At 42.4% G+C, this 22,585-nt stretch carries 33 protein-coding genes; all 33 read left to right on the top strand.

Translation table 11 applies throughout. The features are described from left to right. The first annotated feature begins 4 nt into the window (after positions 1-4). The 33 genes from gatC (at position 5) to rpsE (ending at position 22,585) form a co-directional block, all read left to right on the top strand. Positions 5-304 carry an Asp-tRNA(Asn)/Glu-tRNA(Gln) amidotransferase subunit GatC gene (gene gatC / locus WCV88_01740; protein MFA6474905.1) on the top strand — a complete coding sequence of 100 codons (300 nt, stop codon included), beginning with the start codon at positions 5-7 and terminating at the stop codon, positions 302-304. Further along, on the top strand, positions 285-1,694 hold the full coding sequence (gatA, locus tag WCV88_01735) for an Asp-tRNA(Asn)/Glu-tRNA(Gln) amidotransferase subunit GatA (protein ID MFA6474904.1): 1,410 nt from the start codon (positions 285-287) through the stop codon (positions 1,692-1,694). The genes gatC and gatA overlap by 20 nt, the downstream gene beginning before the upstream one ends. A 5-nt stretch (positions 1,695-1,699) precedes the next feature. Further along, entirely contained in the window at positions 1,700-2,068 is a 369-nt protein-coding gene (locus tag WCV88_01730; protein ID MFA6474903.1) for a response regulator, read from the top strand. Continuing rightward, positions 2,065-2,529 carry a nucleoside-diphosphate kinase gene (ndk, locus tag WCV88_01725; protein ID MFA6474902.1) on the top strand — a complete coding sequence of 155 codons (465 nt, stop codon included), beginning with the start codon at positions 2,065-2,067 and terminating at the stop codon, positions 2,527-2,529. The genes WCV88_01730 and ndk overlap by 4 nt, the downstream gene beginning before the upstream one ends. A 20-nt stretch (positions 2,530-2,549) precedes the next feature. After that, entirely contained in the window at positions 2,550-3,122 is a 573-nt protein-coding gene (locus WCV88_01720) for an aminodeoxychorismate/anthranilate synthase component II (protein MFA6474901.1), read from the top strand. 1,666 nt (positions 3,123-4,788) lie between these two features. Next, complete coding sequence (locus WCV88_01715) at positions 4,789-5,853, top strand: M20/M25/M40 family metallo-hydrolase (GenBank protein ID MFA6474900.1); 1,065 nt, start codon at positions 4,789-4,791, stop codon at positions 5,851-5,853. Beyond that, positions 5,846-6,979, top strand: coding sequence for an alcohol dehydrogenase catalytic domain-containing protein (locus WCV88_01710; GenBank protein ID MFA6474899.1), 1,134 nt, complete (start codon positions 5,846-5,848; stop codon positions 6,977-6,979). The genes WCV88_01715 and WCV88_01710 overlap by 8 nt, the downstream gene beginning before the upstream one ends. 138 nt (positions 6,980-7,117) lie before the next feature. After that, a complete protein-coding gene (locus WCV88_01705) occupies positions 7,118-8,302 on the top strand; it encodes a glycine C-acetyltransferase (protein ID MFA6474898.1) in 1,185 nt (394 codons plus the stop codon). Positions 8,303-8,304: 2 nt separating this feature from the next. Further along, entirely contained in the window at positions 8,305-8,586 is a 282-nt protein-coding gene (locus WCV88_01700) for a 2Fe-2S iron-sulfur cluster-binding protein (GenBank protein ID MFA6474897.1), read from the top strand. Positions 8,587-8,588: 2 nt separating this feature from the next. Next, positions 8,589-9,227: a site-2 protease family protein gene (locus WCV88_01695; protein MFA6474896.1), complete on the top strand. Its 639-nt coding sequence runs from the start codon at positions 8,589-8,591 to the stop codon at positions 9,225-9,227. 36 nt (positions 9,228-9,263) lie between these two features. Then, positions 9,264-9,683, top strand: a complete 420-nt coding sequence (gene rpsL, locus WCV88_01690) for a 30S ribosomal protein S12 (GenBank protein MFA6474895.1) — start codon at positions 9,264-9,266, stop codon at positions 9,681-9,683. A 3-nt stretch (positions 9,684-9,686) separates the two neighbouring features. Next, positions 9,687-10,151: a 30S ribosomal protein S7 gene (rpsG, locus tag WCV88_01685; GenBank protein MFA6474894.1), complete on the top strand. Its 465-nt coding sequence runs from the start codon at positions 9,687-9,689 to the stop codon at positions 10,149-10,151. Positions 10,152-10,202: 51 nt separating this feature from the next. Continuing rightward, positions 10,203-10,649, top strand: coding sequence for a hypothetical protein (locus tag WCV88_01680; GenBank protein ID MFA6474893.1), 447 nt, complete (start codon positions 10,203-10,205; stop codon positions 10,647-10,649). Positions 10,650-10,818: 169 nt separating this feature from the next. Continuing rightward, positions 10,819-12,984 carry an elongation factor G gene (fusA, locus tag WCV88_01675; protein MFA6474892.1) on the top strand — a complete coding sequence of 722 codons (2,166 nt, stop codon included), beginning with the start codon at positions 10,819-10,821 and terminating at the stop codon, positions 12,982-12,984. Positions 12,985-13,152: 168 nt separating this feature from the next. Beyond that, complete coding sequence (gene tuf / locus WCV88_01670; protein ID MFA6474891.1) at positions 13,153-14,343, top strand: elongation factor Tu; 1,191 nt, start codon at positions 13,153-13,155, stop codon at positions 14,341-14,343. 49 nt (positions 14,344-14,392) lie between these two features. After that, positions 14,393-14,698 (top strand): 30S ribosomal protein S10, encoded by a 306-nt coding sequence (gene rpsJ, locus WCV88_01665; protein ID MFA6474890.1) that lies wholly within the window; start codon positions 14,393-14,395, stop codon positions 14,696-14,698. A gap of 95 nt (positions 14,699-14,793) precedes the next feature. Next, positions 14,794-15,420, top strand: a complete 627-nt coding sequence (gene rplC / locus WCV88_01660) for a 50S ribosomal protein L3 (protein ID MFA6474889.1) — start codon at positions 14,794-14,796, stop codon at positions 15,418-15,420. A 3-nt stretch (positions 15,421-15,423) separates the two neighbouring features. Then, positions 15,424-16,059 carry a 50S ribosomal protein L4 gene (gene rplD, locus WCV88_01655; GenBank protein MFA6474888.1) on the top strand — a complete coding sequence of 212 codons (636 nt, stop codon included), beginning with the start codon at positions 15,424-15,426 and terminating at the stop codon, positions 16,057-16,059. Beyond that, positions 16,046-16,387 carry a 50S ribosomal protein L23 gene (locus WCV88_01650; GenBank protein MFA6474887.1) on the top strand — a complete coding sequence of 114 codons (342 nt, stop codon included), beginning with the start codon at positions 16,046-16,048 and terminating at the stop codon, positions 16,385-16,387. Before rplD ends, WCV88_01650 begins: the two co-directional genes overlap by 14 nt. Positions 16,388-16,390: 3 nt before the next feature. After that, positions 16,391-17,227: a 50S ribosomal protein L2 gene (gene rplB / locus WCV88_01645; GenBank protein MFA6474886.1), complete on the top strand. Its 837-nt coding sequence runs from the start codon at positions 16,391-16,393 to the stop codon at positions 17,225-17,227. 4 nt (positions 17,228-17,231) lie between these two features. Next, a complete protein-coding gene (gene rpsS, locus WCV88_01640) occupies positions 17,232-17,564 on the top strand; it encodes a 30S ribosomal protein S19 (GenBank protein ID MFA6474885.1) in 333 nt (110 codons plus the stop codon). Positions 17,565-17,567: 3 nt separating this feature from the next. Beyond that, entirely contained in the window at positions 17,568-17,915 is a 348-nt protein-coding gene (gene rplV, locus WCV88_01635) for a 50S ribosomal protein L22 (protein MFA6474884.1), read from the top strand. Positions 17,916-17,918: 3 nt separating this feature from the next. Continuing rightward, entirely contained in the window at positions 17,919-18,692 is a 774-nt protein-coding gene (gene rpsC / locus WCV88_01630) for a 30S ribosomal protein S3 (protein ID MFA6474883.1), read from the top strand. 4 nt (positions 18,693-18,696) lie between these two features. Next, complete coding sequence (gene rplP / locus WCV88_01625) at positions 18,697-19,104, top strand: 50S ribosomal protein L16 (protein ID MFA6474882.1); 408 nt, start codon at positions 18,697-18,699, stop codon at positions 19,102-19,104. After that, a complete protein-coding gene (gene rpsQ, locus WCV88_01620; protein ID MFA6474881.1) occupies positions 19,101-19,349 on the top strand; it encodes a 30S ribosomal protein S17 in 249 nt (82 codons plus the stop codon). Before rplP ends, rpsQ begins: the two co-directional genes overlap by 4 nt. Continuing rightward, on the top strand, positions 19,346-19,717 hold the full coding sequence (gene rplN, locus WCV88_01615; protein ID MFA6474880.1) for a 50S ribosomal protein L14: 372 nt from the start codon (positions 19,346-19,348) through the stop codon (positions 19,715-19,717). Before rpsQ ends, rplN begins: the two co-directional genes overlap by 4 nt. Next, a complete protein-coding gene (rplX, locus tag WCV88_01610) occupies positions 19,717-20,025 on the top strand; it encodes a 50S ribosomal protein L24 (GenBank protein ID MFA6474879.1) in 309 nt (102 codons plus the stop codon). The genes rplN and rplX overlap by 1 nt, the downstream gene beginning before the upstream one ends. Before the next feature lie 8 nt (positions 20,026-20,033). After that, positions 20,034-20,573 carry a 50S ribosomal protein L5 gene (rplE, locus tag WCV88_01605; protein ID MFA6474878.1) on the top strand — a complete coding sequence of 180 codons (540 nt, stop codon included), beginning with the start codon at positions 20,034-20,036 and terminating at the stop codon, positions 20,571-20,573. A gap of 4 nt (positions 20,574-20,577) precedes the next feature. Continuing rightward, positions 20,578-20,763, top strand: coding sequence for a type Z 30S ribosomal protein S14 (locus WCV88_01600; GenBank protein ID MFA6474877.1), 186 nt, complete (start codon positions 20,578-20,580; stop codon positions 20,761-20,763). Between the two features lie 24 nt (positions 20,764-20,787). Then, complete coding sequence (rpsH, locus tag WCV88_01595; protein MFA6474876.1) at positions 20,788-21,180, top strand: 30S ribosomal protein S8; 393 nt, start codon at positions 20,788-20,790, stop codon at positions 21,178-21,180. A 5-nt stretch (positions 21,181-21,185) separates the two neighbouring features. Next, positions 21,186-21,728 carry a 50S ribosomal protein L6 gene (gene rplF, locus WCV88_01590; protein MFA6474875.1) on the top strand — a complete coding sequence of 181 codons (543 nt, stop codon included), beginning with the start codon at positions 21,186-21,188 and terminating at the stop codon, positions 21,726-21,728. Between the two features lie 15 nt (positions 21,729-21,743). After that, on the top strand, positions 21,744-22,097 hold the full coding sequence (rplR, locus tag WCV88_01585; GenBank protein MFA6474874.1) for a 50S ribosomal protein L18: 354 nt from the start codon (positions 21,744-21,746) through the stop codon (positions 22,095-22,097). A 5-nt stretch (positions 22,098-22,102) separates the two neighbouring features. Continuing rightward, entirely contained in the window at positions 22,103-22,585 is a 483-nt protein-coding gene (rpsE, locus tag WCV88_01580) for a 30S ribosomal protein S5 (GenBank protein ID MFA6474873.1), read from the top strand.

Genomic DNA, 22,585 nt, shown 5'->3' with positions numbered 1-22,585 from the left:
CGCCATGGCTTTATCTCATGACGAAGTAATCAGAATCAGCCATTTAGCGCGCATCTCTTTAACTGAGACTGAAGTAAAACAGTTTCAGGTAGAACTATCGCGGATTTTAGATTATGTTGATCAACTCAATCAGTTAGACACAACTGGGGTAGTACCAACGGCCAGTGTCACCGGTTTATCGAATAGACTTCGGCCAGATGACATAACCGATGAATTTACCCGTGACCAGATGTTAGCCAGTGCCATTGAAACAGCCGAGGGACACATTAAAGTAAAAAGTATCCATGTTAAAACAACTGCGTGAACAATTAGATAGTGGTCAAACTACTGCCACCAAGTTAACGACCGAATATTTAACACAGATTAAAGAAAAAAATCCTGCGTTGAACGCTTATGTTTTAGTAACAGAAGAACTAGCCTTACAGCAAGCCACTGCAGCCGATAAACTTATTCAAGCCGGTAAACAATCTTTATTTACCGGAATTCCTTATGCTGCCAAAGATATTTATTGTGTAAAAGATATTGAGACCACAGCTTGTTCAAATATTTTACGTGGCTACAAACCACCCTATACTGCTACAGTTATAAATCGGTTAACCGGTGCAGTGTTGTTGGGCAAAACTAATGCCGATGAATTTGCCATGGGTTCATCTACTGAAAACTCATGTTTCGGGGTAACTAAAAATCCAGCTGATATTACTCGCGTGGCTGGTGGTTCGTCTGGTGGTTCGGCGGCGGCCGTGGCGGCTTCATTAGCACCTTTTGCTTTTGGTAGTGATACAGGAGGTTCAATTCGTCAGCCAGCTTCATTTTGTGGTGTCGTGGGTATGCGCCCAACGTATGGTTTGGTACCACGTTATGGAGTTATTCCCATGGCGTCATCATTTGATACAGTTGGCCCTTTAACTGAATCAGTCGAGGATTTAGCCATGATTATGGAAACCATCGCCGGGCCAGATCAACATGATAGTAACGTGCCAGAAAACTTAGTGGTTAATTACACTGAAAATCTTGAACAACCCATAAGCCAACTAAAAATAGGTCTAGCCAAACAATATTTAGAAATTGACGGTTTAAATCCGGCCGTGAAGAAAATAGTGCATGACTTAGTGAATCAGTTAAGTAAACAAGGTGCTGAGGTAATAGAGGTAGACATGCCACATACGTCCTATGCCATGCCCAGTTATTATATATTAGTGCCATCAGAAGTTAGTTCAAATTTAGCGCGCTTTGATGGTATTAGATATGGTTTTCGGAGTAATAACACCACCGATTTACTAAGTGTTTATATGAACAGTCGGGGAGAGGGGTTTGGCGCCGAGGCGAAACGGCGCATCATGTTAGGTACTTATGCCTTATCGTCTGGTTATTATGATGCCTATTATCTCAAAGCGATGAAAGTGCGCAGTTTGGTGCGGCAAGATTTTACAGAAGCGTTTAAAAAGGTAGATGTGTTAATGACACCACCGTGTCCGGGTACGGCCTTTGTGATTGGTGCGAACAGCCAAGATCCTTTACAAATGTATTTGGAAGATGTTTATACTATTCCACCATCTTTAGCCGGGGTACCAGCTTTAGTAGTGCCAGCGGGAAGTGTTGATAATTTACCGGTGGGTGTGCAGATTATTGGGCCACAGTGGAGTGAAAGTAAGTTGTTGCGGGTTGGACGAATGGTAGAGCAGGTGATATACTGAAAGATATGTATAAAGTACTATTAGTCGAAGACGACGAAATGCTTCATGGGATGTATACCCGGAAGTTTAAAACCCAAGGGTTCGAAATATTGTCGGCCTATAATGGTGCCGATGGTATGCAGTTAGCCACCAGTGAACATCCAGACGTGATACTGTTGGATGTTATCATGCCAAAAATGGATGGTTTTGTGGCTTTAAAAAAACTTAAAAAGGATCCAACCACAGCCAAGATCCCAGTAATTTTACTCACCAATTTGGGCCAAGAGGAGGATGTGCGCAAAGGTCGTGAGTTAGGTGCGGTGGATTATTTTATTAAAGCCAATCATACACCGCAAGAAGTGGTGGATAAGGTTAAATCTCTTTTGCACAAATGAATCAACGCTCACTCATTATTGTAAAGCCAGATGCTTTGCAACGTAATTTGCTTGGTGAAATTATCCATCGTTTTGAACGGAAAGGTTTAAAGGTAGTTGGTTTAAAAATGATACGTATTGATGATACCAAAATAGTTGAGCATTACTCACATCATGCCGATAAGCCTTTTTTTGCTGATTTGAAACGGTTTATGCAATCGGCTCCAGTGGTAATGATGGTGTTAGAAGGGTATGAAGCGATTGATGCCATTCGTTTAATTGTTGGTCCTACTAAAGGTCGTGCCGCCGATGCCGGTAGTATCCGCGGTGATTTTGCCATGAGTGTGCAATATAATATTATCCATGCGTCGGATTCAGCTGAATCAGCCAAGGCTGAAGTGAGCCGTTTCTTTAGTGATACCGAGTTGTTCGCCTACGAAAAAATGGATTACAACTGGATCTACGGCGGCGACGAGCGATAATCTAGTATATTGGAATATTTATGAAAACCATCGGGTTGATTGATAATCACGATTCTTTTACGTATAACTTGGTAGCCTATTTGCGCCAATGTCGAGCAAAAGTGATTGTGAAAAATAATACTACTCCGGTCAGTGTTATTAAAAAACTAAAACCAGATTTATTAGTCTATTCACCTGGCCCGGGTAACCCAGCTCAAGCGGGGAAGCTACTAACTTACATAAAAAAGTTTTCCGGAGTCATTCCGCAATTTGGTGTGTGTTTAGGCATGCAAGCCATGCTTGAAGCTTTTGGTGGCAGCTTACAAGTGTTACCCAAGCCAGTGCATGGGCGAGGTTCTGTTATTACCCATGATGGTTCAGGTATATTTCAGGGTTTACCAAAAACATTATTGGTCGGTCGCTATCATTCTTTAGCCGCTGATTATGTACCAGATTGTTTTGTTGTCACCGCTAAAACTAAAGATAATATTGTGATGGGTATTAGCCATAAAAGTTTATCCATCACAGGTGTACAGTTTCATCCTGAATCTATATTAACTAACCCGCATTACGGTCTAAAAATGATACGTAATGTTCTTGAACAAAAAAATTAAACCGGTAGAGACGTGCCGCCGGCACGTCTCTACCGGTTTAATTTCACCGTCTGTGGATAACTACGTACAATAATACTTTACAAAATTTTAATCATTGTGTAGTCTGGTCGCCAAGTATGCTGTACACGCAAACTTGGAAATTAACAGTAAAATCTCTCACACTCATTGTGCGTCGTTCTACTATTACACCAAGTCAGCGGGTACAGACATACAACTAGATGCAGAGGAAATCTAGGTTGAATCCAGAAATGTCTAACCCGCTTACCCAGCGGGATTTTTAGTAGATATTTCAATGGTTCATTGACAATCAGTAAAGGATAACGTAGATATGTTCCGGCCGCTGTATTAGCCGGGAGCTGAGTGCTGAACTTAAATCATTTCTGTGTACACCTTCCCCAACCCTTCCTATTCTAGGAAGGGAGTAAGATAGGTTGTTCTTATTCCCTCCTACAATAGGAGGGCTAGGGAGGTGTAACCGGAGATGTGAATAAAAGTCAGTAGCCAGCTCCTGCCGCTAGCCTGCGGTTTGGACAACCGGGATCATCTGATCCCAGGAGGTGTCCCGTGACGCGAGAGCGCCCCCAAAAGGGGCAAAGTTTTAGAGGGTTTCTTTAAAAAACTCTCATCCAACCTCTTTCACTGAAAACACACCAATCAATAATTTTGTTGTGTTGTCAGGGAAAGAGATCATGGAGATCTCTGTGTCCCAGGAGAGACCATGCCGACCGAAGAACGTGAACCTCGTCGTCGCCCGATCCCTGATAATTCTCACGACGGAGGGTGGAACCCGCCACCCCAGCCGCCGCAGCGTCGTCGTTCCCCGCCGAAACCGGCCACCGAGCCGGTCGACACCGATCCGCGCTGGATCGGCACGGGTTACGGGGGTGACTGAGTCGCCCCCAAAAAAAACTGGTCGGTGTTGAGCACGTGATACGCTCCGCCGACCAACCATTTCTACTGACTTTTTTCCTTGCTACCACAAGATTTGTGACATCAAGGAGAGGGGTCATTCAGATTCCTGTGTTCTGGAGACAACATCGTGGACGAAATGTTGGAACAAGTAACCAAAAACGGGGTTACGGCCCTGTGTGAAAAGGGTACGAACGTGCCCTTCTACTTCAAAACCGCGAACGGTCAGTACGTGTCGGGCTATCACCCGGTACATGCCGAAACGTTCCGGAAGATGAACGAAAAATTCGAAGAAAAGGAGAGGTGACCGATGTGCTACAACGGCTCGTGGGAGATCGGGGACGTTCTCCCCGAAGCTCCCAAAAAAACAGAACCGAAAAAGCCGGAGGAGTCGCCTCCCCGGCTGCCGCCCCCACGGGTGGACGATGATGCGGTGGAGTTCACTGCTCCGCCGCGTCGACCGTCCCATCCAATGGACGGTGATGACGACACCGACATCGACGGCAACCCCGTCGATGACGACACTGATGGATACGACGACGCCGAGGTCGATGATTTCGACATCGGGTCGCCACCCCCGCCACCGCCGAAGCGGGGAAGTCAGCAGCCCAGCATGGGTTGCTGATCCCAAGCCAGGGAGTTGAAGTGCAGCACGACGCACTCCTCCCTGGCCAACCTACCCCATGAGAGGGGTTATTTTTTTTGAAATTATTAAACAATAAAATCATCAATATAAATTTTGTGTTATCATACCAACATGACCCGTCTCGTAAAAACATTTTTAAAATATGTCAAAATATCTAGCCCATCACACCACGAGGCGGCTTTGAGTCGGGTGATCAAAAAAGATTTAACCGCCCTGGGTGTAAAAACCAAAGTGGATAAAGCCGGAAACCTAATTGGATATCTGCCGGGTAAAGGGGTGCCGTTGTTGTTAAATGCGCATATGGATACTGTTCAGCCATGCCAGCGCATCCGGCCGGTCGTGCGGGGTGATGTGATTCAAACCGATGGTACCTCCGTATTGGGCGCTGATGATAAAGCGGGGATTGCTGAAATTATTGAAGCCATCACGCTTTTAAAAGAACGTGGTGTAAAACATCCACCCTTGGAGATTATTTTTACCACCAGTGAAGAAACTTTTTCTGAAGGAGCGGCGGCGTTGGATTTTAGTCAGATTCATGCACCGGTCGCTTATGTGATAGATGGAGGCGGCGTTGGTGAGCTAGATTACCATTCGGCATATTTAGCCGATATTCGGGTCAACATTCGTGGTAAAGCGGCTCATTCAGGGGTTGATCCGGAAAAGGGCATCAGTGCGATTAAAATTGCGGCTACAGCCATTCACCATATGAAACTAGGACGAATTGATCAAACAACTACAGCTAATATTGGTATCATTACTGGTGGTAGTATTCGTAATTCTATTCCAGCTGAAGTTTTTCTGCATGGTGAGGCGCGCAGTTTTTCCAAACGGAAAATAGAAGATCAAATTGAGCACATGAGTAAAACCTTGCAAGATGCTTGTGAAACATATGGTGGATTACTGGAATTATGCAGTAATGTGGCGGTGGATGGGTATAAGTTAAAAAAATCTGATCTATTACTCAAACATGTCATGAGTGTCATGACCGATTTGAATATTGTACCAAATTTAGTGGCTTGTGTTGGTTCAACGGATGCCAATACGTTTATTAAACATGGGATTAAAGCTGTAAATATTGGTACAGGCGGCTGTAATTTACATACCGTAGATGAATATATCAAAATATCTGATCTCGCGAAAAATGTAGAGTTGTTGTATACTCTGGTGCATGACTAATATTCAAGCTCTCACATTAGATCTTAAACAAGACGGTTGGAGTACATCAAAAGGCTTCATCAAACGGCCAATTGCGGTGCCGACATTAACCGAAGCTACCCATGTGCTGGTAAAAGTTAAATATGCCGGTGTCTGTGGGTCAGATCGTGGCATTTGGAATCGCGTCGCTTTTTCTGAAGTATTTGCCAATTCACTAGACAAACAGCATAAAACGTTGCGTATTTTAGGACACGAGTTTGTCGGTGAGGTCACAGCAGCGGGCGAGCAAGTAGAAAAATTATATGGTATTAAGGTTGGAGATACAGTGTCAGGTGATTCACATGTTACCTGTGGAAACTGTTATCAGTGCAAGTTAGGTGAAGCGGAAGTATGTCAGGATCAAGCCATTTTAGGTATCAGCACCGATGGTATTTTTGCCGAACAAGTAAACTTACCTGCCAAAAATCTGTGGCCGATTGATCTGACAAAATTACGTCCGGAAATTGCTGCGATTTGTGATCCATTTGGTAATGCCGTACACAGTTTAAGTAAGGTAGATGTGCGCGGTAAACAGGTGGTCATTTATGGCTGTGGGCAAATTGGTATGTTTGCCATTTTATTGGCGCGTCAGTTTGGAGCTAGCCAAGTAATTGGAGTTGATACCAACCAACATAATCTGGATATTGCTAAACAATTAGGCGCTCACCAGACAGTGTTAATTCAGCCAAAAGGGGATAGTCAGGCTTGTGCTGAGGTGTTGAAACTCACCGCTGGTCGAGGGGCTGATATCACTATGGAAATGGCTGGTTTTAACTCATCGGTGAATAATTGCATCGCCACTACCCGGTTTGGCGGAGAGGTGATTTTATTCGGTATCAAAGACGGCGATTTTACGATCAACAAATTTTCCGGCATGATCATGAAGGGTTTAACGTTGCATTGTGTGATTGGTCGACAGATTTTCAAAACCTGGCAAACGATTGATAGTGTGTTATCTGACAAGTCTAACGGTGTCCAAGATAAAATTTGGAATATAATTCTCAATGGTGGTAAAGATACGGTCATTAAATTTTCTGAATATACACCCGAACTCATGGAACAACGCATGCGCGATTATCCAAAATTAATTTTTGATGTGCAAAATTGACACGAACCGTATCTTATCTACCAACTAATATTTACCCCCTTAGTCCCCCTTGCAGGGGGAAAAGATAGAATAAAAAAAATCTTCTCTTAGCCCCCTGCAAGGGGGTTGGGGGTAAAGAAAGATTATTATAATAACCATATGAATCAACGTCTCAACGAAGTTTGTAATCAAGTTCTATCAGAAATAAACCAGGCTGGTTTAACCAAAACTCAACGCGTGATTAGTTCACGGCAGGGGACAAAAGTAGTGGTTGACGGAAAAGAATATTTGAATTTTTGTGCCAATAATTATTTAGGTTTATCGGGTAAGCAAGAGTTAGTCGAAGTGGGCAAACAGGCTTTGGAAAAGTACGGTTTTGGACTATCCAGTGTGCGGTTTATTTGCGGTACACAGACCATTCATCAAGAGCTAGAAGTCAAACTGGCACAGTGGTTTCATAAAGAAGCGGCGATCACTTTTACGTCATGTTGGGATGCCAACGAAGCAGCGTTTGCTACTATATTGACCGATCAGGACGCCGTGATTACCGATGAATTGAATCATGCCAGTTTGATTGATGGGATACGTCTGTGTAAAGCCGAGCGGCATATTTTTAAACACATGAATTTAGCTGATCTTGAGCAACATTTAAAAGATACGCAGAGTAAAAGATTGCGCTGTGTTGTTACCGATGGTGTGTTCAGCATGGATGGTGATGTGGCGCCACTGCAGGGTATCTGCGATCTGGCTGAAAAGTATGATGCTTATGTAGTAGTAGACGATTCCCATGCCTCAGGTTTTATGGGTCAAACTGGCCGAGGCAGCATTGAACAAGCCGGTGTGCTGGATAGAGTCGATTTGATCACCACCACGTTTGGTAAGGCTCTAGGTGGGTCTAATGGCGGCGCCTTGGTTGGCAGTAAAGCTATGATTGATTTATATCACCAACGCGCACGCACTACTTTGTTTACTAATTCACTATCACCGATGATTGCCACTGTGACCATGTTTGTGTTGGATTATATCGATCAACATCCCGAACTGCGTGAGACATTATGGAAAAATACGCTGCACTTTAGAAATTTAATGCAGCAAGCTGGTTTTACTGTACCTGTTTCAGAACATCCAATTGTGCCAGTGATGATAGGTGATGGTAAAGCGGCCGGTGATATGGCGAAAGACATGTTAGCGGAAGGTATCTATGTCGTTGGTTTTAGTTATCCAGTAGTACCCATGGGCAAGGCCAGAATCCGTGTGCAAATTTCAGCCTTGCACACCACTGAGCAAATTGATACACTCGTGGCTGCTTTTACCAAATTAGGTAAGAAATATAAGATCATTTAACCATGCCTAAAGTAACATTCATTACAGATAATAAAACAGTCGAAGCTCAAGCGGGAGAATTACTACGTGAAGTTTGCCAACATAATGGGTTAACTTTACCATTTGGATGTGAGAATGGTTTATGTGGTACCTGTTTAATATCAATTAAAAAAGGCGCGGAAAATTTAACTGATAAAACCGATCAAGAAAAAGATACACTAGAGGTGTTGAATGCTTATCCAGAGCAACGCTTAGCCTGCCAGTGCCACCTCAAAGACGGTGATGTAACCTTCGATTTGGATTAATTATGTTTTTTCAGTTATTAACTGAGAAGCCACTTTTTATAGTGCCATGGATTCTGGCTGTGTTGTTAGCGATCGGTTGGCATGAGTTTGCTCATGCCTTGGCCGGTTACTGGCAAGGTGATGACACTGCCCAACGCTCTGGTCGACTAACTTTAAACCCACTCGCCCACATTGATTGGATGGGTTTTATTTTGTTGCTGTTAGTAGGTTTTGGCTGGGGAAAACCAACCCCGTTTAATCCCTATAATCTCAAATTTAGAAAGTGGGGTAGTGCCATCGTGGCCATAGCCGGTCCGTTATCTAATATTATTATGGTGGTGATAGCCTTATTACTGTATCGCTTACTTGGTTTTGCAGCCCTAGATTGGTCAGAAACTGGCAATTTATTAGAGGTTTTCTTACTTTTTATGGCAGAATTAAACCTCATGTTATTTGTGTTTAATCTCATTCCAATTCCGCCATTAGATGGCTCAAAAGTGCTGTTTAGTTTGTTGGGTCCAAGCCACCAAACTACAATATTGTTTTTGGAAACGCAGGGTCCGTGGTTATTGCTAATCGTGGTGTTTTTTGGTCAGGGTATTTTAGGTTGGCTTATGCAATTTGCCTTTGTTAGTGTTTATAGTTTATTCGGGTTGATTTGACAGTTAAAAGTACTATCTGGTACAGTAACGCGCGCTATGCCAACAATTAATCAGTTAGCCAGAAAAGGCCGCAAGAAGACAAAGCACAAATCTAAAGTGCCAGCTTTGTTGAGTACGTTTAATGTCATCCAACGTCGGCGGAAGGATTTACCGAAAGGGAGCGCGTTTAAACGTGGTGTTTGCACTAAAGTAACCACTACTACACCAAAGAAGCCGAACTCAGCTTTGCGTAAGATTGCTCGGGTGCGTTTATCAAATGGCATGGAAGTAACTGCTTATATTCCAGGTGAAGGGCACAACTTACAAGAACACTCCATTGTTTTAATTCGTGGTGGTCGGGTACATGATCTGCCGGGTGTACGTTATCATATTGTGCGCGGTGTCTATGATACTGCCGGAGTAGAGAAGCGTAACCGCAGTCGGTCTTTATACGGTACGAAACGACCTAAAAAATAATTTATGCGTGGAAAACCAGCTGTCCGTCGTGAAATATTATCTGATCCAGTGTATAACAGCACTGTCGTGGCTAAGTTTATCAATTATTTAATGCAGAACGGTAAGAAGTCTGTGGCGCAGAGTTTGTTTTATGGTGCCATGGCAGCAATCGAGAAGAAAATGGGTGAAAAAGGCTTAGATGTATTCGATAAAGCCATTAAAAATGTCTCACCGTTAGTTGAAGTAAAGGCTCGCCGCATTGGGGGTGCTAATTATCAAGTGCCTATCGAAGTAAGAGGTGAGCGTCGTTTTAATCTGGCTTCACGTTGGATTATTGGTGCTGCCAGAAGTAGAAAAGGTAAACCAATGGCTGAAAAATTAGCTTTAGAGTTAATGGATGCCGCTAGTGAACAAGGTGAAGCCATTAAGAAGAAAATGGATGTGCACCGCATGGCCGAAGCCAATCGTGCATTTGCTCATTTTGCCTAGAACTGGTATAATTACAGTCTATTTAATTTTTAACGCACAAAAAGCGTTTTTATGCTCAAATTATTTCGCAATTTCGCACTGAGTTTAGGCTTGGTGTTGCCAGTGTTAGCGTTTGCTCATGCTGGTCAGGCAGTCAGTTATGATTACAACAGTGATTATAACTACGATTATAATACAGATTATAATTATGACTACAACACAGACTACAATTATGATTACAACAGTGATTCTTCAGCTGGCGTAGCCGCTGCTGGATTAGGCATTGTGTTTATTATCATCGCAATGATCGGTGGTTTAATCGGATTACTGCTATTTGTTTTTGAAATCTGGATGGTGATAGATTGTGCCAAACGCACTTTTGACAACAAGACATTGTGGATGGTGATATTGATTGCTGGTTTTTTCTTTGGCTTTGGTCCAATTGCCGCGATCATCTATTTCTTCGTTATCAAACGCAAGAATATTGGTGGTAAACCAGCCGGAGTAGTACAGAAATAATTTTTTTTGCATTAATACAACTGTAGAGACGCATTAAAAACAAGTAGAGACATGCCATGGCATGTCTCTACTTGTTTTATGTTTTGACAGTTTTATGTAATATCTTTACATTTTAATAAGCATTTGGTAAGGTATGACTCTGTAAATTATTAGATAAAATTATTTTCACATGGATACCTCAGAGTTCAAATTAGATCAGGTGCGTAACATTGGCATCATTGCTCATATTGATGCAGGTAAAACAACCGTCTCAGAGCGAGTACTATTTTATGCTGGTAAGAAACATAAAATCGGTGAAGTTCATGAAGGATTAGCCGAAATGGACTGGATGGAGCAAGAACGAGAACGTGGTATTACTATTACAGCTGCTGCTACTACCGTATTTTGGCCGTATCCTAAATTTTTAGGCACCGGCCAAACTTGGATCAATTTAATTGATACACCAGGTCACGTTGATTTTACTGTTGAAGTGGAAAGATCATTACGTGTGTTAGACGGTGGGGTAGTGGTATTTGATGGTGTCGCTGGCGTTGAACCACAATCAGAAACAGTGTGGCACCAAGCGGAAAAATATAGTGTGCCGCGCATGTGCTTTATCAATAAATTAGATCGTACCGGAGCTGATTTCTATAAAGATTTAGCCTCCATTCACGAACGCCTCAGTAAACTGGCTGTGCCAATTCAATTGCCAATTGGTGTGGAAGATAATTTTAAAGGTGTCATCGATTTAATTGAAAATCATGCCGTTATTTATAATGATGATTTAGGTAAAGATGTTCAAATTATTGACATTCCTGATGATTTAAAGGCCAAAGCAGCTGAATATCGAGCTAAATTAGTCGAAGCAGTGGTCGAACAAGATGAAACATTAATGAATGCTTATTTAGACGGTAAAGAACCGGACATTGATAGTATTAAAAAAACTTTACGTCAAGCGGTTATTAAAAATCAGCTGATTCCGGTGTTGTGCGGCAGTGCGTTGAAAAATAAGGGTGTTCAGTTATTACTGGATGCAGTAGCTAGTTATTTACCATCACCATTAGATAAACCACCCCTGATGGCACATGATTATGACGATAATGAGAAGGAAATTGAATTACGTCCGGATAAATCAGCTCCATTAGCTGCTTTGGCGTTTAAAGTGGCCACCGATCCGTTTGTTGGTCGATTGATATTTATTCGGGTTTATTCGGGTAAATTAACCTCAGGTTCATACGTCTTTAACGCCACCAGTGGCAGCAAAGAGCGTATTTCTCGAATTGTGCGGTTGCATGCTAATAAACGTGAAGAAATTAATGAGGTACAAGCGGGAGATATTGCTGCTGTGATTGGTTTGAAAGATACCATAACAGCTGATACTTTATGTGACCCAGATCATCCATTGATTCTTGAAAAGATTACTTTTGCTCAGCCGGTAATTTCAATGGCGATTGAGCCAAAAACTAAGGTTGATCAAGAAAAAATGGGTGTGGCTTTACAGAAATTGAGTGAAGAAGACCCTACTTTCCGTGTGGAAAGTAACGAAGAAACCGGTCAAACCATTATTGCCGGTATGGGTGAATTACATCTCGATGTTTTAGTTGATCGTATGAAACGAGAATTTGGTGTGGAAGCCAATGTGGGTGCACCTCAAGTATCATATAAAGAAACGATTCGTAAACGCGCTGAGGCGGAGGGAAAATATATTAAGCAAACCGGTGGTCGTGGGCAATATGGTCATTGTTTTCTAACTGTTGAACCGCTGACCGATGCTGATCGTGAAGAAAAAAGCAAAGATAAGGATAAAGACAAAGGGAAAAATGTTGGTAAAGACATTACCTTTATGTTTGTTGATGCGGTTAAAGGTGGTCGTATTCCTCGTGAATACATCAGTCCGATCGAAAAGGGTATTAAAGAAGCCCTGACTAGGGGAGTAGTAGCTGGATATACTATGTTAAATATCAAGGCCACGGTGACCGATGGTAGCTATCATGAAGTCGATTCATCTGAATTAGCCTTTAAAATGGCCGGATCTATTGCCTTCCAAGATGCCTGTAAAAAAGCCGATCCAGTTATTCTCGAGCCGATTATGTCGATAGTTGTCACCACACCAGAAAATTTCATGGGTGATGTGATTGGCGATTTAAACTCCAAGCGAGGCCAAATTTTGGAAATGACCGATCGTGGACAAGCCAAAATCATTACAGCTTTGGTACCGTTATCAGAAATGTTCGGTTATGCCACCTCTTTACGATCTATGACACAAGGTCGAGCGTCTTCTTCTATGGAATTCAAGCAATATAGTGAGGTTCCGCGCCATGTACAGTTGGAATTAATCGAGAAACGCAGTAAATAATACAATTACGTAGAGACGTGCCGGCGGCACGTCTCTACGTAATTAACAACTTATCCACACGGTTGGCAACCCCTTATCTTTACAGGAAAAAAAAGCCTGGTATAATAACCCGGCTATAAAAAAGAGTTAAAATATTTAGTAATCAATCAATAAATTCAATAAATCCATATGGCAGATGTATTTGATCGTTCCAAGCCGCACTTAAACGTTGGCACATTAGGACATGTTGACCACGGTAAAACAACTACCACCGCTGCTATTTTGACAGTGTTAAATGCTAAGGGTGGTAAAGCAATGAAGCGATCAGTTGATCAGATTGATAACGCTCCTGAAGAAAAGGAACGTGGTATTACGATTAATACTGCTCATGTTGAATACGAAACCGAAAAACGCCACTACGCTCATATCGATTGTCCAGGCCATGCTGACTATATCAAGAACATGATTACTGGGGCTGCACAGATGGATGGAGCTATTTTGGTGGTATCAGCCGCCGATGGTCCAATGCCGCAAACCCGTGAACATATTTTGTTAGCTCGTCAAGTTGGTGTACCTACTTTTGTCGTGTTTTTGAATAAAGTTGATCAAGTTGAGGATGAAGAGTTATTAATGTTAGTTGAAGAAGAAATTCGTGATTTATTGAAGAAATACAAATTTGATGGCGATAATATACCAATTATTCGTGGATCAGCCTTAAAAGCGTTACAAAATCCAACTGATGAAGCCGCCATTAAACCAATCATTGATCTTTTGAATGCTCTAGATACTTTTATTCCTGAACCAAAACGTCCAGTTGATAAGCCATTCTTAATGGCCATTGAAGACGTTATGTCGATTGAGGGTCGCGGTACTGTAGTAACTGGTCGGATTGAAACTGGTATCGTTAAATTAGGTGATGAAGTTGAAATCGTCGGTGTACGCGATACTTCCAAAACCACTGTCACAGGTATTGAAATGTTCAATAAAACTTTAGATGAGGGTCGAGCTGGTGATAACGCCGGTATATTGCTCCGTGGTACGAAAAAAGAAGATGTTGAACGTGGTCAAGTATTGGCTAAGCCAGGTACTATTACACCTCATTCAGAGTTTGAAGCTGAGGTATATATCTTATCGAAAGAAGAAGGTGGTCGTCACAAACCATTTATGAGTGGTTACAAACCTCAATTTTATATGCGTACTACTGATGTGACTGGTGAAGTTGTTTTACCTCAAGGAACAGAAATGGCCATGCCGGGTGATACTTTAAAAATGGTTATTAAGTTAATTGTGCCGGTAGCGTTAACCGAGAAGCAAAGTTTCTCGATTCGCGAAGGTGGCCATACGGTTGGTGCAGGCGTAGTAACCAAAATAGTGAAATAAACAATAATCTGTGCCTGTAAAGAAAGCTCTTGTACAATCTGAAGATGAGATCGAACAACGTATCCGGGTGAAAATCCGCGCGTACGATAGTAAGATTATTGATCAATCTTGTCGAACGATTATTGAAACGGCGCAACGCACTGGGGCACGTGTGCAAGGGCCCATCCCATTGCCAACTGAACGCACTCGTTATACAGTGCAACGGTCAACTTTCATCCATAAGAACGCCCGTGATCAATATGAGATCAGTACACACAAAAGATTGATCGATATATATAAGCCCACTGCCAAAACTATTGATGAACTGTCGCACTTGAACTTACCAGCCGGAGTCGATGTCGAAATAAAAATGTAACAAAATTGCACCATTTATAAGCCACTGCCGTTTGCGCTGAAGTGATCCCGAGCAAGACAAGGGATATCGTCAGACCAAGCACTGCAGATTTTTTTATGAAAAAACCCACTACCAAATTTCTCCTAGCTAAAAAACTTCACATGTCACAACTGTTTGATGATAACGGTAATGTTGTGCCCGTGACTATTTTAGCTGTCAGCCCAAATATGGTAACGCAATTAAAAACTGTTGAGTCAGATGGCTATGTGGCTGTTCAAGTTGGTTGTGAGGAACGTCGGGCTAAGACAACTTCAAAAAGTTTAGTGGGACATACCAAAGGATTAAATAAAGTATTTCGCAATTTTTCAGAGTTTCGGGTTGAAGATGTGTCTGGTTATAAAGTGGGCGATGTCATAACAGTCGAGAAATTTGCTGTAGGAGATAATGTAAAAGTTATTGGTTACAGCAAAGGTCGCGGTTTTCAAGGTGTTGTTAAACGTCATGGTTTCCATGGACAACCTGCCAGTCATGGTCATAAGGATCAGTTGCGTGCCTCTGGTTCGATTGGAGCCGGTGGTGTGCAGCGTACTTTTAAGGGGTTGCGTATGCCTGGTCGCATGGGCAATGCCAAAGTATCTATTTCAAATTTGAAAGTTGTGAAAGTTGATGCTGCTCAGAATGAAGTTTATTTAAAAGGAGCTGTGCCAGGTGCCAGGAATGGTTTAGTTTGGATTTATCAATAATTTATGGCCACTGTAAAATTATATAATGTATCAGGAAAAGTAATTGGGGAACAGAAGTTGTCTGATGGTTTGTTTGCTGTACCAGCTAAAATGCAAGTTGTCCATCAAGTAGTGGTGGCACAACAAGCCAATAGTCGTGTTGCCATTGCTCATACACTGACCAAAGGGGAAGTGCGTGGTGGCGGTCGTAAACCATGGAAACAAAAGGGCACTGGTCGAGCGCGGCAAGGCTCAACGCGTAATCCACAGTGGCGTGGCGGTGGTGTAGTGTTTGGTCCGCGCAGTGATCGTAACTTCAGTTTGAAGGTGAATAAAGCGATGAAAAAAACGGCTTTGGCGATGGTGTTGTCTGATAAAGTGGTGAGTGATAAGTTAATTGTAGTTGATCAATTTATGCTAACAGCTTCGAAGAGTAAACAATTAAGAGAAGTTTTGCAGGCTTTACCTTGTGCCGGACAAAAGAGTTTAATCAGTTTAGGTGCCATTGATAGCAATGTGATTCGAGCCAGTAAAAATTTAACCAAAGTCGGTTTATGTGCCGCCAATAGTTTGAATATTGTTGATCTACTCAAGTATGATTATTTTGTGGTAGATGCCGCTGGGATTGAACAAATTGAAAAAACTTATGGGAATATTTAGTAAAAAAACTGACAAAACACCATCTGTCGAACCGGTGGTAACTGAAACAAAGCCAACTGTAACGGTCAGTGTTTTAGTTCAACCAGTTATTACAGAAAAGTCTACCAAAAATGGCACTTATGTTTTTAAAGTAAACAATGCAACAACTAAAAATGAGATTAGAAAAGCGTTTAAGAAACAATATGGTAAGGAACCAAGAAAAGTGAATATTGTTAATGTCATGGGAAAAACTAAAATTCGTGGTAGAATTGTGGGCAAGCGTCAGAATTGGAAAAAAGCCATTGTTTATTTAGTAAAAGGGGAAACCGTTGAGATCAATCAAAAATAATATATGGGAATTAAACTGTACAAACCAACTTCACCAGGTCGACGCAATTCCAGCGTAGATGATTTTAGTGATGTCACCGCTGATAAACCATACAAACCTTTAACGTTGCACTTGAAGAAGCATGCCGGACGTAACAGTCAAGGTAAGATAACCGTGCGTCATCAGGGCGGTGGTGCCAAACAACGTTATCGTTTGGTAGATTTTTCCCGACGTGATTTTCTCGATCAGATAGCTACAGTGGAAACGATTGAATTCGATCCAAACAGAAATGCGCGGATTGCTTTAATTGCCTATGCTGGTGATAAAAAAAGTTATATTATCGCTCCAGATGGGTTAGCGGTTGGTCATAAAATCGTGACATCATTGCAAAAACAAGATGTTAATGCCGGAAACAGAATGCCATTGGAATTTGTGCCAGCCGGTATGATGGTTCATTGTGTTGAATTAGAACCGGGCAAGCAAGGATTATTAGCGCGCGCCGCCGGTAATGGTGTTACTGTGATGTCGATGGAGGGGCAATTTGTTCAAGCGAAATTACCATCTGGTGAAATTCGGATGTTTGATAAAAATTGTTTAGCCACCATTGGTCAGGTTAGTAATGCCGAACATCGCACCATTCGCTGGGGGCGTGCCGGTCGACAACGTCATCGTGGGATCAGACCAACCGTGCGTGGTAAGGCGATGAATCCGGTCGATCATCCACATGGTGGTGGTGAAGGCAATCAACCAATTGGTATGAAGCATCCGAAGACGCCACAGGGTAAACCAGCCTTAGGTGTGAAGACACGGAAACCAAAGAAGGCTTCAAACCGTTTTATTATTAAACGCCGACGTGGGTAATTGTATGGGACGAAGTTTAAAAAAAGGTATATATATTCACCCGAGCTTGATTAAGAAAGTCCAACAAGCAGTGGCTGGAAAAAGCAAAGCGGCGATCAAAACTTGGTCACGGTCTTCCACAATTACTCCAGAAATGGTTGGGTTGCATTTCAGTGTCCATAATGGTAAACAGTTCATTGATGTGTTTGTCACAGAAAACATGGTCGGTCATCGCTTGGGCGAATTTTCTCCCACCCGCAAATTTGTCCGCCATGGTGGAAAAATGCAGAAAGAACAAGAAAAAGCTGCCTCTGATGCTGAAAAAGCTAAAGCGGCTGCTCCAGCGCCAAAAAAATAATATATGGAAGTTAAAGTACACTTACGTCAACTCCGCATCGCTCCACGCAAAGTTCGCTTAGTGGCCAGCTTGGTGCGTGGTTTGTCAGTAGTGCAGGCTGAGCAACAATTACGCTTTGCCAATAAGGCGGCCGCTAATCCGATCTTGAAGTTATTATTGTCAGGTGTCGCCAATGCGGCTTCCTTACATAAAGTAACCAAAGATCAACTGTATTTGAAGTCTATCTCGGTCGGTGACGGTACTACTTTAAAGCGTTGGCAACCGCGCGCGATGGGACGAGCGACGCCAATTCGTAAACGCGCGTCACATGTTATACTGGTGTTAACTGATAAACCTGATAAGAAGAAATAATTTATGGGCAAGAAAGTTAATCCAAAGATTATCCGGCTGAATACGACAACGACACACTTGTCGAAGTGGTTTGCGCCGAAACGTGAATTTGCCAAACTCCTGCAACAAGATGTACAGATGCGTAAATTTATTCGGACACGTTTACGTGATGGTGGTATTTCACGAGTAGAAATGCGCCGTGCTAATGATCAATTAACGCTGCACATTAGAACATCAAAACCAGGTATGATTATTGGTCGGAGTGGGGTTGGTATAGAAGATTTAAAGAAACAGATTAAGAAGAAATATTTTGGATCAGAAAAGATTAACATTCACATTGAAATTGAGGAAGTGCGTCAACCAGATCTCGATGCTGAATTAGTTATGCAGGGGATTATCTATCAGTTAGAAAAACGGATTCCATTTCGGCGGGCAATGAAACGTGGCATTGAACAAGTGATGGGTGCTGGTGGTAAAGGGGTAAAGATTATTGTTTCCGGACGGTTGAATGGTTCTGAAATTGCTCGGGTTGAAACCTTGAATCAAGGGTCTGTGCCAACTCATACATTACGAGCCGATATCGATTATGCTCGGGGTGCGGCGCGCACGATCTACGGAGCCATTGGAGTAAAAGTTTGGGTTTATCGTGGTGAGGTATTCGCTAATGAACAACCAAAGATTCCAGTGATTGAGCAACCAAAACAGGCACATCGTGGACGTCAACCGGAACGTGACCGTGGCAAATCTGTAGCCGGCAAAGCTAAACGAACAGTGGTAAAGTCAAAGAAGAAACAATAATATTATGTTAACTCCACGCAAGATAAAACATCGTAAATGGCATCGCGCGCAGGTGCGCGGGCAAGCTACCCAGAAAACTGTCCTTAATTTTGGCGATTACGGTTTAAAAGCATTAGAAGGTGCCTGGATTACGGCTCGCCAAATTGAATCATCGCGTCGCGCCATGACACGTTTTGTCCAGCGCGGTGGAAAAATCTGGATCCGTATCTTTCCGCATAGCCCAGTGACGCTGAAAGGTGGAGAAATCCGGATGGGTGGTGGTAAGGGAGCGGTCGATCACTTCATTGCCGAAGTTAAGCCTGGTACTGTATTATTCGAGATCGGCGGAGTAATAGAAAAAGACGCCAAAGAAGCTCTACGTTTAGCTGCCCATAAATTACCAGTGAGAACTAAATTATTAACTCGCGTATGAAACAAACAGTCCATCGGCATTTTCAAGGAGTGGTGGTGTCTAATAAACAGTCGAAAACTGTCGTGGTTAAAGTTGATCGCTTACGGTTTCATCCCATTTACAAAAAACGATTTACGATGAGTAGTAAATTTCATGTCCATGATGAGCGTGAACAATATGAAGTTGGAGACACAGTTGAATTTGTTGAGTGCCGTCCGATTAGTAAGACCAAAAAGTGGCGGGTAGTGTATAAGAAAAATATATGATTCAATTACGTAGTTATTTATCAGTTGCCGATAATAGTGGAGCCAAGGTAGTCAGTTGTATTATGGTACACGGCGGTTATCAAAAACGTTATGGGCACATTGGCGACATTATCACTGTATCTATTAAAGAAGCCCATCCACATACCCAGATGAAAAAGGGAACGATTGGTCATGCTGTGATCGTGCGCACCAGAAAAGAAATTCGGCGTAAAGATGGCAGCTATATCAGATTTGATGATAATTCCTGTGTGATGATTGATAAGAAATCAAAAGAACCGATTGGTACTCGTATTTTTGGACCGATACCGCGCGAAATCAAGCTTAAAGGATTTACCAAAATAGCCTCATTGGCACCAGAAGTTTTATGATGAAAATTAAACAAGGAGACATGGTTAAAGTAATGAAGGGCAAAGATTCCGGTAAAACCGGTAAAGTGGTTCAGGTATTATTGCAAGACCATAAAGTGGTGGTGGAAGGTTTGCACATATTGAAAAAACACATGAAGCCAACCAAGCGGGGAGAGAAGGGGCAACGGATTGAATTTTCTGCGCCAATGCAACTGGCTAATGTGCAGCTGGTGTGTAGTAAATGTAATAAAGTCACCAGAGTGGGCATGAAAGTATTAACTGATGGTAAAAAACAACGCATTTGTAGTAAATGTAAAGAGGTATTGTAAATATATATATGACACGACTAGAACAACGCTATAAAGATCAAATAATTCCCAGCCTCATGGCTAGCTTCGATTTGAAGAATAAAAATGCCGTACCAAAACTGACCAAAGTAACTATTAATGTTGGCTTTGGAAAGGCCAATGGTGACAAAAAAATAATTGATGCCGTTAGTCATACTCTGACACGTATTTCCGGACAGAAACCGATTTTGACTAAAGCCAAAAAATCAATTTCAAACTTCAAATTGCGCCAAGGTATGGTGATTGGTGCCATGGTCACTCTGCGCAAGGATCGGATGTACGAATTTGTCGATAAGTTAATTAATGTTAGTTTACCCCGGGTACGTGACTTTCAAGGCATTAAACGTACGGCGGTTGATCAGGATGGTAATTTGAATATTGGCTTAAAAGAACATTTGGTGTTTCCGGAAATTAAATCTGATGGGGTTGAGCATGTGCATGGGCTAGAAGTGGCCATTACGACCACAGCCGATAATCAGAAGCAAGGTATGAAGTTATTTGAATTATTAGGTATACCATTCAAGAAATAATCCTATGGCAAAAACCTCACAAGAAGTCAGCGCACGGCGCAAGCCAAAATTTTCCACCCGTCGAGTGAATCGTTGTTGGCGATGTGGACGGCGCCATGGTTTTATGAGAGATTTTAAACTGTGCCGGATCTGCTTCCGGGAATTGGCTGAACAAGGCGCAATTCCAGGAGTTAAACGCGCTAGCTGGTAAAGACTTATTAAGTAATACACATCCATGACCGACCCAATTGCTGACATGCTTACAAGAATTCGGAACGCCGCCGCGGTTCGTAAACCGACTGTTGTGATACCGTTTTCTAAACTAAAAAATAAGTTAGCTTTAATTCTCAAAAAAGAGCATTACATTGAGAATTTAGCTACAATCCAGGTGGCTGGAAGACCTAATTTGGAGTTGACTTTGCGTTATTTACCGGATGGTCAATCTGCGATTCAGGCGGTTAATCGGATTAGTAAACCGGGTCGACGGGTTTATGCCCAAAAGAAAGTTTTGCCTTATGTTCAGAATAATTTCGGTCTGGCCATAATTTCTACCTCACAGGGTTTGATGACTAATAAACAAGCGCGCCAAAAGAATTTGGGCGGAGAAGTGATTTGTGAAATTTATTAACACCTATGTCTCGTAAAGCCAATAAACCCATTTCAATTCCTACCGGTGTCACCGTCACTGTCGTAGATCACCTGGTCACAGTTAAAGGGCCAAAAGGTGAATTGCAGCAAAAAATTCATCCACTAGTCACAGTGACTGTTGAAACTGATGGCGTGCACGTTTCTGTGCAGCAGCCGGATGAGAAATTTCAGCGTTCGCTGTGGGGTACAACCGGAGCCTTGATCAGTAATATGATAGTTGGTGTTGTTACTCACTATGCTAAACAACTTGAAATAAATGGCGTTGGTTACGGCTTTGAAGTAAAGGGTAAGCAATTGCAAATCAAGGCTGGTTATTCCCATGTGGTTTTGATGGATATTCCTGAAGGAGTAGCCATTAAACAGGAAAGAAATTTGATTACCTTGAGTTCACACGATAAACAATTATTGGGGCAATTTGCCGCCGAGGTGCGTAAAGTCCGTAAACCAGAACCATATAAGGGTAAAGGTATAAAATATGCAGATGAAGTTATTATTCGTAAGCAAGGTAAACAAGCCGCGAGTGCGTAATTATAGAATCATTATATGAACAAAAAACTTCTCTTATCTAAACAAGCGCGCCGGCAACGTCGGCAACACCGGGTTCGGGCTAAGCTTGTCGGTACAGCCGAACGACCACGTTTATCAGTGCGTCGGTCGTTACAGCATATCAGTTGTCAGTTGGTGAATGATATTATTGGCAAAACCATTGCGGCCACATCAGATCAGAAATTAACCGGCACCAAAACGGAACGAGCGACAGCGGTTGGTACGACAATAGCTGAATTAGCTAAAAAACAAGGTATCAATCAGGTGGTATTTGACCGATCCAGTTATCTTTATCATGGTCGAGTTAAAGCTTTAGCCGATGCTGCCCGTGCAGCCGGATTACAATTTTAATGTCTATGTCAAAACAAGGAAACCGCAATTCAAAACGTCAACAACCCAAAGATGAGTACGATCAATACACTGTGGATTTGGCGCGGGTAACACGCGTCATGGCCGGAGGTAAACGGATGCGTTTTCGGGCTTGTGTCGTGGTAGGAAATAAAAAAGGTGTCGTCGGAGTGGGCTTAGCCAAAGGTCAGGATGTGACAGGAGCAGTGCAAAAAGCTGGTCTGAAAGCACGTAAACACCTAATTCGTGTGCCAATTGTCAATGAATCTATACCACATCCAGTATTCATGAAATTTGCCAGCGCTAAGGTGTTATTAAAACCAGCTCAAAAAGGGCGCGGTTTGATTGCCGGCGGGGCAGTGCGAGTAGTATTGGAAGCAGCTGGTGTACCAAATGTAGTTAGTAAAATGATGGGTTCGCGCAATAAAATTAATAATGTTTATGCCGTGATCGAAGCGTTGAAAACTCTTCGAGCTGAGCGTATTAAATAA

It is taken from the genome of Patescibacteria group bacterium (assembly GCA_041665365.1).
Lineage (GTDB): Bacteria > Patescibacteriota > Patescibacteriia > UBA9570 > UBA9570 > UBA9570.
The sequence above is the reverse complement of the archived record's forward strand: the minus strand, read 5'-3'. Positions and strand labels throughout refer to the sequence as shown.